General features: G+C 48.1%; 14 protein-coding genes. 10 read left to right on the top strand and 4 right to left on the bottom strand.

From position 1 onward, the window contains the following. Window positions 1-161: 161 nt before the first annotated feature. On the top strand, window positions 162-3,248 hold the full coding sequence (locus tag MKX35_RS00880; RefSeq protein WP_076285936.1) for a DEAD/DEAH box helicase: 3,087 nt from the start codon (window positions 162-164) through the stop codon (window positions 3,246-3,248). Window positions 3,249-3,280: 32 nt separating this feature from the next. Continuing rightward, on the top strand, window positions 3,281-4,084 hold the full coding sequence (locus MKX35_RS00875; protein WP_076300133.1) for a hypothetical protein: 804 nt from the start codon (window positions 3,281-3,283) through the stop codon (window positions 4,082-4,084). 100 nt (window positions 4,085-4,184) lie between these two features. On the opposite strand, the gene MKX35_RS00870 is transcribed toward MKX35_RS00875, so the two are convergent. Then, window positions 4,185-4,859 (bottom strand): GTP pyrophosphokinase, encoded by a 675-nt coding sequence (locus tag MKX35_RS00870; protein ID WP_042193221.1) that lies wholly within the window; start codon window positions 4,857-4,859, stop codon window positions 4,185-4,187. A 305-nt stretch (window positions 4,860-5,164) separates the two neighbouring features. Between MKX35_RS00870 and MKX35_RS00865 the strand changes: the two genes are divergently transcribed. Genes MKX35_RS00865 through MKX35_RS00850 form a run of 4 tightly spaced genes read left to right on the top strand, consistent with a single transcriptional unit; the run spans window position 5,165 to window position 7,760 of the window. Further along, window positions 5,165-5,947 (top strand): zinc ribbon domain-containing protein, encoded by a 783-nt coding sequence (locus MKX35_RS00865; RefSeq protein ID WP_076285934.1) that lies wholly within the window; start codon window positions 5,165-5,167, stop codon window positions 5,945-5,947. Between the two features lie 33 nt (window positions 5,948-5,980). After that, the gene (locus MKX35_RS00860) at window positions 5,981-6,799 is read left to right on the top strand and encodes a TrmB family transcriptional regulator (RefSeq protein WP_042184525.1); all 819 of its coding nucleotides are present in this window, start codon (window positions 5,981-5,983) and stop codon (window positions 6,797-6,799) included. 22 nt (window positions 6,800-6,821) lie between these two features. After that, window positions 6,822-7,124, top strand: a complete 303-nt coding sequence (locus MKX35_RS00855; protein WP_042184527.1) for a hypothetical protein — start codon at window positions 6,822-6,824, stop codon at window positions 7,122-7,124. Window positions 7,125-7,166: 42 nt separating this feature from the next. Continuing rightward, entirely contained in the window at window positions 7,167-7,760 is a 594-nt protein-coding gene (locus MKX35_RS00850; protein ID WP_042123794.1) for a xanthine phosphoribosyltransferase, read from the top strand. A 101-nt stretch (window positions 7,761-7,861) separates the two neighbouring features. Here the strand turns inward: MKX35_RS00850 and MKX35_RS00845 are convergent, their stop codons facing one another. The 3 genes from MKX35_RS00845 to MKX35_RS00835 form a co-directional block, all read right to left on the bottom strand. Beyond that, the gene (locus MKX35_RS00845; RefSeq protein ID WP_076300134.1) at window positions 7,862-8,818 is read right to left on the bottom strand and encodes a diacylglycerol/lipid kinase family protein; all 957 of its coding nucleotides are present in this window, start codon (window positions 8,816-8,818) and stop codon (window positions 7,862-7,864) included. Window positions 8,819-8,929: 111 nt separating this feature from the next. Continuing rightward, window positions 8,930-9,268, bottom strand: coding sequence for a DUF4870 domain-containing protein (locus tag MKX35_RS00840; protein ID WP_060626766.1), 339 nt, complete (start codon window positions 9,266-9,268; stop codon window positions 8,930-8,932). Between the two features lie 92 nt (window positions 9,269-9,360). Continuing rightward, entirely contained in the window at window positions 9,361-10,377 is a 1,017-nt protein-coding gene (locus MKX35_RS00835) for a serine hydrolase domain-containing protein (protein WP_076285930.1), read from the bottom strand. A 470-nt stretch (window positions 10,378-10,847) separates the two neighbouring features. Between MKX35_RS00835 and MKX35_RS00830 the strand changes: the two genes are divergently transcribed. From MKX35_RS00830 to MKX35_RS00815, 4 genes are all read left to right on the top strand, one after another. Then, a complete protein-coding gene (locus MKX35_RS00830; protein WP_042123803.1) occupies window positions 10,848-11,036 on the top strand; it encodes a hypothetical protein in 189 nt (62 codons plus the stop codon). A 398-nt stretch (window positions 11,037-11,434) separates the two neighbouring features. Then, window positions 11,435-12,481 carry a cytochrome c oxidase subunit II gene (coxB, locus tag MKX35_RS00825; protein WP_076285929.1) on the top strand — a complete coding sequence of 349 codons (1,047 nt, stop codon included), beginning with the start codon at window positions 11,435-11,437 and terminating at the stop codon, window positions 12,479-12,481. Between the two features lie 127 nt (window positions 12,482-12,608). Then, complete coding sequence (gene ctaD / locus MKX35_RS00820; protein ID WP_076285960.1) at window positions 12,609-14,456, top strand: cytochrome c oxidase subunit I; 1,848 nt, start codon at window positions 12,609-12,611, stop codon at window positions 14,454-14,456. After that, entirely contained in the window at window positions 14,453-15,079 is a 627-nt protein-coding gene (locus MKX35_RS00815; protein ID WP_076300135.1) for a cytochrome (ubi)quinol oxidase subunit III, read from the top strand. Before ctaD ends, MKX35_RS00815 begins: the two co-directional genes overlap by 4 nt.

Genomic DNA, 15,079 nt, shown 5'->3' with positions numbered 1-15,079 from the left:
TTATATTTCTTACAGGAGTGTATCTCATCTCTAAAAGGATGGAGAAACTACTTCTACTTGTATAGCTTCAAAATTTATTTCTCGCGGAAAAGGTTGCAGTTACCACCTGATGGTGGCGGACTGGTTCTTTTTTTGCTTGCTTAAAAGACAGGAGATCACCGATGACTAAGCATCTTTATGCAATATGGTTGGGGGATGTGTTATTTTGCTTCTCTGGCGAAACTTCGGAGCCGAAGGTTGACGCTTGGACCCGAGTGGTGAAGCGGCTGGAGCTGCAGGGAGGAGTTCGCCCTTTTGCGAGTGCTGCTCTGCGGCTCGCAGAAGTGAAATATCCGGCTCCTCCTGTAGAGGGGAAGCCAGCACGCCGTGGATTGCCCGGAAGAACATTCGAAGGGCTCGCCTTAGTCCCTAGCGATGCATTTGAACTGCTTCTGGCATGGGATGAGACGTTATGCCGGGATCAGGGAGTAGAGCCTGGAGGCGAATTGCGCTATTGGGCGGCAGCAGCTCGCTTTGCGCTGGAATTGATGGGTACAGGCGGCGTTACGCCAGGAGCCTTGCCCCCACGTCCGGTAGGTTCACGCCGTCGTGGTGGTGAACAGGCAGCAACGGTCTGCTGGTCTCCAGCTTTTCGAAAGCAGGAGGATAAGGAGATCTTTCTGCAGCTGGCGTCGTCCATGCCGGTATTGGCCTTAGGGACGCATATTGCTGAAGCGGGGGATTTATCTTCGAGGGAAGAGGCGGGCGCCTATGTGCTTTACTCCTTTATGCAGGCGGTAATGACTGCAGAGATAAAGAAAGTGATTGCGGGTATTGAAAGTGAACTTACCCCTTACAAAGCCAATTATCGCCGGGGTTACTCCCCTTTAACTGAGCTGTGGTGGAATAGTCTTCTTACAGGCAGCCGGGATATACCCGTGCAGGGAACTCAAGCAGAGGTGACAGATCTTCTGGCTACTGTGAATGAGACAGCTGGTAGCGATGTGCCGCAATCGGAACCTGAAGAAGCGCGGAGTGGACAGCTGGGTCTTGGGCTACGTCTTGAGCCCCCTGGAGATAATGACGAAATCTGGCGCTTAACCTTCTGGGCGGAGAACAAGGAAGAAGGGGAATTCTGGATTCCGGCAAAATCGATTTGGAGCAGTAAGGAACGAGAGTTTACGTTATGGGGGAAACGCTATCGCAATATACAGCAGCAGCTTCTTATAGCGCTGGGCCGAGCGGCAAGAATCTCTCCAGACATAGAGCGCGCTCTTTCTATGCCTGCACCTACGGGAGCAGATTTGGAACCAGAGCGTCTTTATTTCTTTTTGAAGGAGACGGTGCAGCAGCTGCGTGAGCGTGGAATAACCGTGCAGATGCCATCGCGCTGGAGCCGTGAGGGACGCCGCCGGATTGGCATGAAAATGAAAATGCAGCCGGTAGTGAGTGGGATTGATAGTCCTGCTCCAGTGGCTCTTGGGATGGAAGAGCTGATTTCATTTCGCATTGAAGCCTCACTTGGGGAGAGTACAATCAGTGAAGAAGAACTAAACGCACTAGTGGAGGCAGGCGTACCCTTTGTACGTTTCCGCGGAGAATGGATTGAGGTAGATCCTAAAGAAATTCGCCAGGTTCTTAGATATATGAAACGCCATGAAAATGGGGAAATGACCGCGGCCGATTGGATGCGTCTAGAGGCTGAGGATGGTGAAGAGCGGCTCTGGAAAGGGATGTCGGTCACGGGGATGGAAACATCCGGACTATTGTCATCGCTGATGCGGGGCGACATATTGCGTAATCTTCCAGTGCGTGCCGTACCTGAAGGTCTGCACGGCACCCTGAGACCTTATCAGGAGCGCGGCTATCAATGGCTCTCCGTTCTCAGTGGTCTGGGATTTGGGGTGTGTCTGGCCGATGACATGGGTCTCGGTAAGACTGTGCAGGTCATTACCTGCCTGCTGGACCGTGCTTTAAGTGCTCCACCTGAAGAGAAGCAGGAGCCTGTGCTGATTCTATGCCCAACCTCACTTTTGGGGAACTGGCAGCGGGAATTGCAGCGCTTTGCGCCTTCTCTTAAAGTTCACATTCATCATGGTGGACGCCGAGTGCGGGGAGATAGCTTTTTAGAACTGGCTGCCAGTCATGATATTGTATTGACGACCTATCATTTAGCAGGTCGTGACAGCGAGGATTTAGCGAATGTTCAGTGGTCCACTGTGGTGCTGGATGAAGCTCAGTATATTAAGAATCATCGGACGAAACAGGCGCAAAGTGTGATGAAGCTATCAGCGCCGCATCGCATAGCTATGACGGGGACACCTGTAGAGAACAGACTAGGTGAGTTATGGTCTATTTTTCACTTTTTAAACCCGGGTTATCTAGGAACCTACCATTCCTTCCGGCAGCGTTATGTATCTGGAGAGGGTGGAGAACGACTAAGGGAATTACATCGCTTGGTATCTCCATTCTTGTTGCGCCGCTTGAAAAGCGATCCCGATATCTCTAAAGATTTACCGGAGAAGCTGGAGCTGAAGTCTTATTGTCCGCTGACGGAAACACAGGCAGTCCTATATCAGGGTGTCGTGGATGAAATGCTTGGCGTGATTGGAGAGAGTAGCGGGATGGCTCGCAGAGGACTCGTGCTGTCTTCTCTTACGAAATTGAAGCAGATTTGTAATCATCCTCAGCTATTCCGCAAAGAAGAAGGCAGGGGTCCGCGAAGTGAGCATTCCGGTAAAATGGAAGTCATGTTCGAGATTCTGGATAGCATTGCGGAGGTCGGAGAATCTGTGTTGATCTTTACTCAATATGTAGCGATGGGTGAGCTCTTGGTTAGCAAGCTGACTAAGCGTTATGGAACAGCGCCGCTGTTCTTGCACGGCGGAATTCCAAAACGAGAGCGCGACGAGATGGTTCATGATTTTCAAGAGGGAAAAGGCCCATCCTTCTTCGTACTTTCTTTAAAAGCGGGTGGCGTAGGGTTGAACCTTACAAGAGCTAATCATGTCATCCATTACGACCGTTGGTGGAATCCGGCAGTTGAGAATCAGGCGACAGACCGGGCGTTCCGAATTGGTCAGGATAAAAATGTTCAAGTGCATAAGTTGATTTGCCAAGGAACGTTGGAAGAACGTATTGATGAATTGATTGAGCGTAAGAAAAATCTTTCCGAGCAGGTTGTTGGCTCTGGCGAAACATGGTTGACTGAGATGTCCAATCATGAGCTGAAGGAACTTATTGAACTGCAGGATCAGGACTGGATGTAAGACAGATATGAGTGTTACGGAGGGATCGAACAATGAGTGAACGGTTAGAGATGCAGCTGGAAGTTGTGCCTGGATTAGTAAAAGCAGCATGGACGGTGCTACCTGGGAAAGTGACGGGAGGGTCTCGGTCGAAGGGTGAATTGAACGCCAGCGCGCCTGCTCAGGAACAACAAGCGGATCGACCTCTCTCTCTGAAGGTTCCGGTATGGCATGCTTCCCGAAGAAAAGAAATATTACGAAGTCTGGCACTAAGTCCCGGGGAAGTATTTGCCTTGCTGCAAGGGCGTTTGACGGGTGAACTGGCAGAGCTTGAGCTTCTACCTACGGATAGTGAGCTGGAGCAAGCCCTTTTTGAGGGTGAAGGTATGGAGTATAAGGCGGAAACTTTGAAGCTTATTAAAGAACGTCTTGCTGAAGAGCCACTGCTGGCACTTTCGCTGAGAGGATTTACTAAAGGAGAGCTCTTGGACGGAATTTTTGCCCTTTGGGCTGAAGGGAATATTTCTAGCGACGAAGCTGAAACAGAGGAAGAAGAAGCCTCGGTTAGTGAACTTTCTACGGAATTGGCTCGGCTTGAACGCAAGGGTCCGGCCATTTCCTCTGGCGAATGGTTGGCAGAAGCGGCTGCTGAAGGTTCGCTACATCAGCCTGGGCCACAGTTCCATGAGATTGCGGCTAGACCGTTTCCTTCGCCGGTAGTAGTAGCTGAAGTTACAGAAGACTGGGGAACATTGCTACCGCAGACACCTAAAGCCATTGAGGGATTAACTTTGATTATGCAGCGGGTTGCAGAAGCGTCTGCACGTCGAGCGACTAAGGGTCCGATTAAGCGGTAAGTGAAAATACGAAAGAGGCTGTCTCAAAAGTAGTGAATGCTACTCTTGAAACAGCCTCTTGTTTTGCCTAATTATCTAACAGAGTTTCTGGTTAGTTATTCTAATGCTGACCAGCAGGAGGCAATTCTCCTTCTGAAAGCTCTAGAATTTCGCGGCGAAGACGAAGCATTTTTTGATCTAGTTCATCAGCAGCGCGCGCGGCTTCTTTTAGTTCCTCAGCGACATGCGAAGGCAACTGCTTATCGAATTTATAATACAGAATATGTTCCATGCTTGCCCAAAAGTCCATAGCTAGGGTGCGCAGCTGGATCTCAGCCTTGACCCAGCGTGTTCCTTCCAGCAGGACGAGTGGGATACCGACTATAAGATGAAGGCTTTGATATCCGTTTGGTTTAGGATGAGCTATATAATCTTTAATCTCAAGCACGCGGATGTCTTCGCGTGTACTAAGATGATCTACTAAACGGTATATATCTTTAACGAAGGCACATACAATCCGCATTCCGGCAATATCGTGAATGTATTGCTCCATATTTTCCAAGCTGAAACCGTAGCCTTTGCGCTCCATCTTTTGAAGAATGCTCTTTGGTTCTTTGATCCGGCATTTGACATGTTCGATGGGACTGAAGCCGTCGCGGGATTGCCATTCCGTCTTGATTACATCAATTTTATTCTGAAGATCATTTAACGCGTGGCGATAGAGTGCCGGTAAGGCTTCGAATTCGTTAACCAGTTTGGCGAAATCCTCGTTGCTGTTACCTTGCCACTGTTGCAGATCCTTTACGTGTACCTGTAGCTGACTAAGCGTAAGCTGTGTGCTCTCATGTTCTTCCACTGAAACTCTCCCGATTTCGTTATTTGTGATAATTCTATTTTAACCGATGTAGAACCCCTGACGCAAAATTACATTCAAAATTAGGAAATATAACCCATAAGTGTAAGGGGGAAGTGGCTTAAATCAATTAGTATGGATTTTATAGGAACATTCTCCTCTAAATCGCGTATTAAAGCACATTAATGAATCTACTCGATACATTTGGTATGATAGAAACACGTATCGCTGGAGAGGGAGGAACTGTAATGAGTTTTATCAAAAAAATTAAAGATAGCGCGAGCCGGGTTACCGAAAAAGCCCAAAACTCAGTAGAGATCGGCAAGCTGAACGGACTTATTTCCGATGTTGAACAAGAGATGGAAGTTGAATTTACGAAAATGGGCAGACTTTTTTATGAAGGATATCGTTCAAAGGATATGTCGGTAGCTGAAGGTAAAATGGTGGAGCTGTCCCGTAACTGTTCCAAACTTCAGGAAAAAATCGAAGTCCTGCGGACACGAATTGCTGAGCTGAAAAATGAGCGGTTATGTTCATGTGGTCATATTGTGGCGCTTGATGCAAACTTTTGTCCGAAATGCGGAAGTAAGCTGGAGCCATTGTCCGCTTCGAGAAGGGTGCCTTCTACACCGGTATTTGTTCAATCTGTGAATGAAGATGACGAAGATCAATATTATGGTGCAGATGAGCTTACGGATGAAGAGAAGGAAATTGCAATGAAGCTGCACCCGCAGAGTGTCGTATATGCTGAAGTTCAGCATCCGGATGATGAGCTGCCACTTGAAGAATATAAGGCGAGCGAGCAAGAGATTGAGCGGGAACGTAAACAAGCCGAGCAGCTGGAACGGGAAAGAAAAAGACAACTTGAACTAGACCGTCGCTTCGGCGAATGGCACAAGAATGAGCACCAGGAGGAATCTGCGGTCACTGAGGACCATGGTGTACGAGATATGATCCAGTGCCAAATCTGTCGGAACGAATTACCTAAGGGCTCCTTATGGTGCCCGCGATGTGGATCAGAGCAAATATAGAACGGATTTCAGTCAGCTTAGGGGGACAACAAGATGGAACAGCTGCTGCTGCATCTGCGCAATCTGGGCTTCACAGAGATGGAGTCCAAAATTATGGTAGAGCTTGCGACAAAAGGTCAGGCTTCTGGCTATGAGGTTGCCAAACAGCTCGGAGTTTCAAGATCGAATGTGTATGCGGCGTTACAACGCCTTACGCAGCAGGGATATGTACGATGTGGCGAAGGAGAACCTGCGCGGTACAGTGTTCTCAATCCAGAGGAGCTTGCGACCATGATCTCGGGACGGGTTCAAGCTTCACTGGCTTATATGGAAAGTGAGATGCCTCGCGGTGGACCTGTTAGCCCTTCGTTTTATAATGTGGAAGGTGACCGCAATGTATTGGGCGCTCTTATTCGCCAACTTAATATGGCTGAGCAAGAGATCGTAGTGGATATGTGGCGGGAGGAAGCGTCACTTCTACGGAGTGAACTTGAACAGGCGGAGTTGCGTGGCGTTAGACTCTTGTGGGCGTTTGATGGTGGCAATGCTGCTCCTGCCGCCTATCCGGTATGGCCGCCTCTCGGAAGAGATTCTCAGCGAACAGATGGACGGAAGTTCTCATTCGTGATCGATCGGAGCTGGTGTATGCTCGGGATGCGCTATGAAGATGGATCGGCGCAAGCGGTTGTAACCGAGCACCCGGTCTTAGTAGATCTGCTATTGAATCATTTTGCACAGGAAATGGTGCTGTTCGAGCTGGAGCAGGATATGGGCGCAGAATTAGAAGAACGTTATGGTGAGCGTTACAGCAAAATTCACAGCAAATATGTGATGCATGATCCAGGCGATGATGGGGAAGAACAGGCGCAGTAGCTATTACAGGGAGGTGAAAAGCATGGAATGTATCGTACATTTTGAAGTGGTGCATGAGGATGGTCCTAAAAAATTGCGTGGACTGCTGTTTCTGGATAAAGGAGCAAGTCCCGGAGAAGCAGAGCTAGTTGAAATGTTCAAGGACATGAAATTTAACGTGAGACTGGAAGATCGCGAGAAATTGATCTTTAAACCGGTAAATCCGGGCGATTTCGTGGAGATCCGAATTACGGGTTATGATAATGGGCAAGAAAAGAGCAAGGATGACCATAATTTAAAATCTATCGTTGGAAATTTATTGCCACAAAAACCGACAGGTCTATAAAGTGGGGAGAAAGGATTCATTGATGGGGGAAGGAGGAGCACTATGGAGCTGTTGAGACAAAAGGTGTTAAAAGAAGGTATTGTACTCGGGCAAGGCGTGCTCAAGGTAGATTCTTTTCTGAATCATCAGATGGACCCCTTTCTAATGCGTGAGGTTGGCCGTGAGTTTACCCGCCGTTTTTCCGGCGAAGAGATTACGAAGGTACTGACGATTGAATCTTCGGGAATTGCTCCGGGGATTATGACGGCATTAGAGCTGGAGGTTCCGCTGATTTTTGCCCGTAAGCAGAAATCGTTGACGCTGACAGAGGATATTTATGTAGAAAAGGTTTACTCCTTCACGAAGAAAGAAACGAATGAAATTACCGTTTCCAAGAAGTTCATTGCTCCGGGTGAGCGAGTTCTGATTGTCGATGATTTTCTGGCGAATGGCGAAGCCGCCTTCGGACTTGCTCGTATTGTTGAGCAGGCAGGAGGAAGTGTGGTTGGGATTGGTATCGTGATCGAAAAAGCGTTCCAGCCAGGAAATCGGTTACTGCAGGAAGCTGGTTACCGGGTAGAATCACTCGTGCGGATCGCTTCACTGGAGGACGGAAGAATCTCTTTCGTGGAAGAAGAGGAAGGGCTACTTAGCTAAGACTCTTTGGTGTAGATTCGGATGAAGTTAACACAAAACAGCAAGAGACAGGTTTATAAGCCTGTCTCTTGCTGTTTTTTTTTGTGATGCACGGGTATGGATTACCTGTTGCTACCGCATGCCGCTGCAGGATCGGCGTGGCGCTGCGCGCTAACCGCCGCCAGCGGCGAGAGCACCCGCAGCGATCCAGGCTCGCAGCGCACGGCAAGAGGCCCTTTGCCGAAGCTCTCGCCATCGCCGATCGCCGGCCGGGCCTCTGCGAAGTTGACGGCTACGCTACGTCCACGCAGCATCGACACGAAGGGCAACGCTACATGCTTGCCCTTCAGTACCGTTGGGAACAGCCGCAGCAGCTGCCCGCGGCTGCACCCGTGCACGACGCAGACGTCGAGCTGGCCGTCATCGGCCTTCGCCTGCGGGCAGATCAAGAGCCCGCCGCCGTAGCTGGGCAGGTTGCAGACCGAGACCAGCCATGCCTTCTCAAAGACGTGCTCCGTCCCGTCGCACGCAACACTCACCCGGCATGGCTTAAACGTCATCAGCGTATGCAATATGCCGATGATATAAGCCAGTTGGCCTGCGCCAATGGCATTGCACAGCCGTTTGTAACGGCTGGCATTCACATTCTCGGCCACCTGAGCATCAAAGCCGTTGGCAACGGCTGTTAAAGTCAGTCCGTTTGCGCCTGAGATCAGATCGGCTTCGATATACCGTTCGCTAAGTGCAGCTTCCAGCGCGGCTTCAGTCGAAAGCGGAATGCCGAAGCCGCGTGCGGAGTCGTTACCGGAGCCGGCAGGGATGATTGCCATAGGAATATCTTTGCCACGAAGGGCACCCAAAATGCTGTGCAGCGTGCCATCGCCGCCGATTACGATCGCGGCTTTCCAGTCCTCACGGTGTTTAATTGTATTTAGAACGAGGGCTTCTGCACCCTCTGCGCTATGCGTAAACAAGGTCATATATGGCAGCATCCGCTCTTTCATGAGCGCCTCTACAGTATGCCAGGTCCGCCCGCCTGCGCCCCCGCCGGAACGCGGGTTTATGATGAATAGATACATTTAAATTCCTCCAGCCTGTAGAATTCCGTTGATGCCCGTCTTTCCATTGTAAGGAGTGGATGGGCAAAAGGGAATACTTTTCAGCGATAAGAGGTGTTAGTTCAGCGGTGTTTATAGATGCCGAATCTGACTTTCTGCGATATCCCCAACCCAAGGGAGCTTATACCATCTGCTGCTTAAAGCTTGATAGATCATAAGCAGCCATATAGCAAAGCTGCAAAGAGAAAGGATTGCACTCAACAGAGAACCGAGAAAAGGGATAAATCCGGTTAGGACATGGAGAATCATCAGCACGCCGAACGTAAGCAGTGATTGCAACGCGTGGAACAGCACGAAGCGGTTGCGTTTCTCCAGAGCGAGAAAGACCACGCCGCCGATAAAAGGGAAAAAATAGCACAGCGCGCCCGCAATATTATCGGGCAATCCGGTGGATGATTTGAAAGGGGACAAAGGGTTCACTCTCCTTCTACTTGGAGAAGAAGGGGGTTAGTTCGCTACTCCTTCTTCCTTAAAAGCCTATGACTTGTCAGGAAAAAGTATGTTTAGCTCATTGTGGGTATAATATACTTTTCCAACAGCTTGCGGGGGCTCTTCCAATTGTTTGTCTTACTCTCTGCTGTAAAGACCACAACCGCATCTAAATTGGGTAGGATAAGGATTTGCTGTCCGCCATGACCGTGGGCAAGCTTGTAGGGTTGGCCGCTCATCGTACCCACCCAGAACTGATATCCGTAATCTCCAAAAGCCGGGTATCCCGTAGTCTGTGCAGTTAGTGCTTCTTGCAGCCAATGCTTCGGAATGATCTGCTGCTTCGCAAATACGCCGTTATTAAGCAGACACATACCAAATTTAGCCATATCTCTTGAGTTTAAGTACAAACCAATATGCCCCATACTATGTCCTTCGGGACTCGGTAACCAAGCCGTGTGAGTCATTCGGAGAGGGCTAAATAAATGCTCAGCAGCATAGGTGAATGCATCGAGACCTGTAGATTCACTAAGGATCATCGAAATCAGATGGGTGTCGATACTACGGTATTGAAATTGACCGATATGTTCCGGAATTATGTTCATACTAAGAGCAAAGGAACCCCAGCGGCGACTACGATGGAGATTCCGGACGAAAGGCTCCCCCAGCTTCTTGCCCGTGATCCAGCTAAATCCGGAAGTCATGGTAAGCAGATGACGGAGAGTGATTTTTGATAAATGAGGGGAGTGCAGGTATGGAACATGTTTACGAAGTACCTTGGAAACCGAGACATCGATATCAGGGATATCTCCCCGATCGATAGCGATTCCGGTAATTGCGCTGATAAAGCTTTTAGTCGCAGATCGAAGATCATTTAATGCCCCGGCATGATGGTTGCCGTAATAACGTTCAAAGATGAGCTTGCCATAGCGAGCAATAAGCATACTATGCATCTTTGGATATTCTTTCTGAATAGCATAATCAGCTTGTTCAAGACCCTCACGGCGCGTTGCAGTTTCCTCGGGTAGCGCGGTAGTCATCGCGGGAACTACGTTATAAGATGAAGTCAGTAATGGTGTAGGTTGGCCCATAATGATCTCCTTTTCTTGCTGTGGTATGTGCTAGGTGTGGCCTGCTATAGAGCATATTGTATTTTAACCCGACACGAGCAATATGACTTACGAAGAACATTGTAAAAAAATAAAAATTTTCCAATTAGCACATTTTACAAGGAAAGGTGGAAGTTGGACCGGAATATGATACAATATAACGATAAGGCCCGAAAGGGGTGATTCAGTAAGTGGCTCTTCGGGTAATAAAAGTGTCAAGGAGCTTTCGTTCAACAGGCGTCCTTACTCTCAGCCCAAATCACGACGAACCTGCTTCACCGGCGAACTAGTATCTCAAGGCTTTGAAGCTTTGAATTTTACGTTTTGGCGGATAATGCAAGCCACGTATGTGTAATGGTTACTTCACTTGCATTCGAGGTTACGGCGTACTTTTCATCATGCATTCTCTACAACGGAGCATTCATTTTCAATGTTTTGGGAGGGAACTGATCATGGCAAGTAAAGGTCATAACGAAGTCAAGGAAAGTTTACGGGAAATGACACGTATTTTCCGGCCCAAAGATCCCAAGAAATTCGTAAAGGAGTACGTCCGAAAATATCGGATTACCGGAGGCTATGAAGAAGAACTGACCATGGTCGTGGAGCATGAGCTGGTAAAGATGAATTCATCCGTCTCCTAGCTAACAGATACGAGTGTCACTTACTTTTGACATCATTTTGAGTAATAACATCCACGAGGATTCTTATAAACCGTGCCCGAGCAGCGTTTGTTGCAGGAATCGGTTTTTTTTGTTTGTACATTTATGAATAAGAAATATTGTCTCTCATAAAATAGTCAAATGAATTAATAGACACATTTCACAATGAATGCGCTTTAACGATCATTTTTTATTTGATTGCGTTTTCAAAAAATGCGCATAAATGCAGGTGGGACAAGGAATTATTATGTCGAAAATTACAATGTGAACTAGTTGTGAACGATTGACAAAACTTTCCCTTAAACTTATATTAATAGTGATTGTTATAATTGACAGAAAAAAACAGGAACCTACGAAATCGGGAAAAGCGGGGTAGATCAATGATGAAAACGTGGCAGGCTGTAAAGCGACTCCTTCCCATGACCGCTATGTTTGGTCTCTTTCTTGCCGGGTGCGGCCGTGAGGACTTGTCAGTGCTCAGACCACAGGGGCCTCAGGCGGAAATGTCTTATGGATTAATGGAGCTGTCGATCAGTATTATGATCGTCGTGTTGCTGATTGTCTTTACGATTGCAGCTTATGTACTGATCCGTTTCCGTCGAAAGCCGGGTCAGAATGAAATCCCTGAGCAGGTTGAGGGTAGCATCAAGCTTGAGATTCTCTGGACGGTCATTCCGCTTATCCTCGTAGTGGTACTGGCAGTTCCAACGGTGAAAGCAGTGTTCGCCGCAGGAGATGATCATGCCAATGACAAGGATGCGATTAAGGTTAAAGTAACCGGCCACCAATATTGGTGGGAATTTGAGTATACCGATTACAAGGTGACTACAGCGCAGGATCTGATTATTCCAGTGGGCAAAGATATTGCTTTTGAACTGGAGACTAAAGACGTGCTGCACTCCTTCTGGGTCCCTTCCCTTTCCGGTAAAATCGACACCAACCCAGCCGGGACGATTAACCGCTTCAGCTTCAGTGCACCTAATGAAGGCGTTTACCGTGGTAAATGTGCGGAACTATGCGGGCCGTCTCATGGATTCATGGAATTTAAGGTGAAATCGGTTAGTGAACAAGATTTTCAGAAGTGGTTAGATTCGATGAAAGCACCCGTAGCTGTGCTGCCAGAGGATCCTGCTTTAGCTGAGAAGTTCAAAGCGGCGTGTCTGACTTGCCACGCTGTAGGTGATCAAGGGATTAATAATGCGCCGAACTTGACCGGAATTGGTTCTCGGGAGTCGATTGCAGGGATCCTGCTCAACGACGACACGAGGGAGGATGGTGCACCAATTGAGGAGAATCTCAAAACATGGCTGCATGATCCACAATCCGTAAAACCGGGCAATCTGATGCCTAACCCCAAAGATCTAGGCCTAAGTGATGCGGAGATTGATGGCATTGCTGAGTATCTGGCCAACTATAAGCTGGACTAATGCCTTAGCCTAAAGGCGGGCGGAACTTTCGAAAAAGGGGGTACGAACTTTGGCTCAAGCAGCGCATACCTTGAATTCATCCAAGCCTCTGGGGCATGGCCACAGTGTGAAGCGCCATACAGGACTTATGGATTGGCTAACAACCGTCGATCATAAAAAAATCGCAATTTTGTACCTATGGGCCGGAGGATTATTTTTTGGTATCGGCGGAATTGAAGCACTTCTGATTCGCTGGCAACTCATCAAGCCAATGAATAATTTTTTGGATGCCCAAACGTTTAATGAACTTATTACCATGCATGGTACGACGATGATATTCCTCGGCGTCATGCCAATCATCTTCGCCTTAATGAATGCCGTCATACCGCTACAAATCGGTGCACGTGACGTAGCCTTTCCTTTTCTAAATGCACTTGGCTTCTGGACCTTCCTGTTCGGCGGAATTCTACTGAATCTCAGCTGGATAATGGGTGGCGCTCCTGATGCCGGATGGACCTCCTACACCCCACTATCTACGAGTACATACAGCACTACACACGGTGTAGACTTTTATACGATTGGTCTTCAAATTGCCGGATTAGGTACCCTCATCGGGGGGATTAACTTTCTAGCCACGATCATTACGATGCGCGCGCCGGGAATGACCTACATGCGGATGCCGATGTTTGCTTGGACTACATTTATTACTTCCGCAATTATTTTGTTTGCATTTCCAGCAGTTACAGTAGGTTTAGTACTGCTGACATTCGACCGGATACTTGGAGCCAATTTCTTCGAGGTTGGGGCTGGGGGTAATCCGGTGCTCTGGCAACATATCTTCTGGATATTTGGTCATCCAGAAGTATATATCCTCATTCTGCCTGCCTTCGGAATTATATCGGAGGTTATCCCGACTTTTTCACGGAAGCGATTGTTCGGATATAGCTCAATGGTGTTCGCTACCATCCTGATTGCCTTCTTGGGCTTCATGGTTTGGGCTCACCATATGTTCACTACCGGACTTGGGCCGGTAGCTAACGCATTGTTCTCTGTATCAACGATGTTGATTGCGGTTCCGACAGGAATCAAGATTTTTAACTGGTTGTTCACGATGTGGGGAGGGCAAGTACGTTTCACGACACCAAACCTGTTCGCGGCAGGATTCATTCCTACCTTTACGATGGGTGGCGTCACTGGCGTCATGCTGGCTTCTGCGCCTGCTGACTTTCAGTTCCATGATACGTATTTTGTTGTAGCGCATTTTCACTACGTTATTGTGGGCGGCTTGGTGCTTGGCCTGTTTGCAGGTCTGCATTACTGGTGGCCGAAGATGTTTGGTCGGATGCTAAGTGAGAAGCTGGGCAAATGGACTTTCTGGACGTTTATCATCGGATTCCATCTGACATTCTTTGTACAGCATTTTCTTGGACTCATGGGGATGCAACGTCGGGTATTTACGTATTTGCCGAATCAGCAATTCGATTTGCTGAATTTAGTCAGTACAATTGGTGCTGGGCTGATGGCTGTCGGTACGATTATTTTCTTAGTCAATGTCTTCCTAACTTCAAGAAAGCCAATGGATGCAGCTGATGATCCGTGGGAGGATGGACGTACACTAGAATGGACGATTTCTTCGCCACCGCCAGAATATAACTTCAAGCAAACCCCGCTTATCCGTGGAATTGATGCATTCTGGAAAGAAAAGATGGCAGGAAATAAAGGCATGACTCCGGCTGAACCCGTTGGTTCGATTCATATGCCGTCTGCAACCATATTGCCGTTCACTATGTCTGTTGGGATTTTCATCGCTGGACTGGGCTTTATGTTTAGTCGGGATGACTTCGGCAACGCCTTTATGAGCTTTATGTTTAATAATTATATCGTTACAGCCATCGGTCTTATCATTACGTTTGGATCTATGCTGTTGCGTTCGCTGTATGATGATCATGGATGGCATATTGAACCTGAAGAGCTGGAAGGAAGTGAGCGGACATGACAACGGCACATGCAGAAGCTTCTAAGGAAGAATTTCCTCACGAGCCGGAAAAAGCTACGCTCGAAGGACGAAACAAGGTTCTTGCCTTTTGGTTATTTCTAGGTGGGGAAGCAGTATTATTCGGTACGTTGTTCGCTACGTTCCTCGCATTGCGTAATCAGACGAATGAGGGGCCATCGGCGAATGAACTGTTTCACTTGCCGCTTGTAGCTGCTGCAACATTCATTCTTTTGGTAAGCAGTCTGACGAGTGTATTCGCTATCCAAGCGATGCATAGGAACCGTCCGGCTGTGCTTCGTAACTGGCTTTTGGTAACTGTAGTCTTAGGTCTTGGCTTCCTGATTCTGGAGATCTATGAGTTTACTCAATATGTGAGACACGAAGACTTCGGAATGACTACAAGTGCATTTAGTTCGGCATTCTATACATTAGTAGGATTCCACGGTGCGCACGTAGCTTTCGGGATTGCATGGATCGCCATCCTGATTGGGCAACTCATGCGTAAAGGATTAACCGTAGTTACTGCACCAAAAGTGTATGTGTCAGCCATGTACTGGCATTTTATTGATGTGGTATGGGTCTTCATCTTTACGGTTGTATACCTACTTGGAAAGGTGGGCTAG

Origin of the sequence: Paenibacillus sp. FSL R5-0923, assembly GCF_038009145.1 — a bacterium.
In the GTDB taxonomy this organism is placed as follows: Bacteria; Bacillota; Bacilli; order Paenibacillales; family Paenibacillaceae; genus Paenibacillus_AQ.
This window is presented reverse-complemented; position numbering and strand designations above follow the sequence as displayed.

Excerpts from the sequence above, each read along its gene's own strand:
- MKX35_RS00880 (WP_076285936.1), top strand. The coding sequence starts at position 162 with ATGACTAAGCATCTTTATGCAATATGGTTGGGGGATGTGTTATTTTGC.
- MKX35_RS00875 (WP_076300133.1), top strand. The coding sequence starts at position 3,281 with ATGAGTGAACGGTTAGAGATGCAGCTGGAAGTTGTGCCTGGATTAGTA.
- MKX35_RS00865 (WP_076285934.1), top strand. The coding sequence starts at position 5,165 with ATGAGTTTTATCAAAAAAATTAAAGATAGCGCGAGCCGGGTTACCGAA.
- MKX35_RS00860 (WP_042184525.1), top strand. The coding sequence starts at position 5,981 with ATGGAACAGCTGCTGCTGCATCTGCGCAATCTGGGCTTCACAGAGATG.
- MKX35_RS00855 (WP_042184527.1), top strand. The coding sequence starts at position 6,822 with ATGGAATGTATCGTACATTTTGAAGTGGTGCATGAGGATGGTCCTAAA.
- MKX35_RS00850 (WP_042123794.1), top strand. The coding sequence starts at position 7,167 with ATGGAGCTGTTGAGACAAAAGGTGTTAAAAGAAGGTATTGTACTCGGG.
- MKX35_RS00845 (WP_076300134.1), bottom strand. The coding sequence starts at position 8,818 with ATGTATCTATTCATCATAAACCCGCGTTCCGGCGGGGGCGCAGGCGGG.
- MKX35_RS00835 (WP_076285930.1), bottom strand. The coding sequence starts at position 10,377 with ATGGGCCAACCTACACCATTACTGACTTCATCTTATAACGTAGTTCCC.
- MKX35_RS00830 (WP_042123803.1), top strand. The coding sequence starts at position 10,848 with ATGGCAAGTAAAGGTCATAACGAAGTCAAGGAAAGTTTACGGGAAATG.
- coxB (WP_076285929.1), top strand. The coding sequence starts at position 11,435 with ATGATGAAAACGTGGCAGGCTGTAAAGCGACTCCTTCCCATGACCGCT.
- ctaD (WP_076285960.1), top strand. The coding sequence starts at position 12,609 with ATGGATTGGCTAACAACCGTCGATCATAAAAAAATCGCAATTTTGTAC.
- MKX35_RS00815 (WP_076300135.1), top strand. The coding sequence starts at position 14,453 with ATGACAACGGCACATGCAGAAGCTTCTAAGGAAGAATTTCCTCACGAG.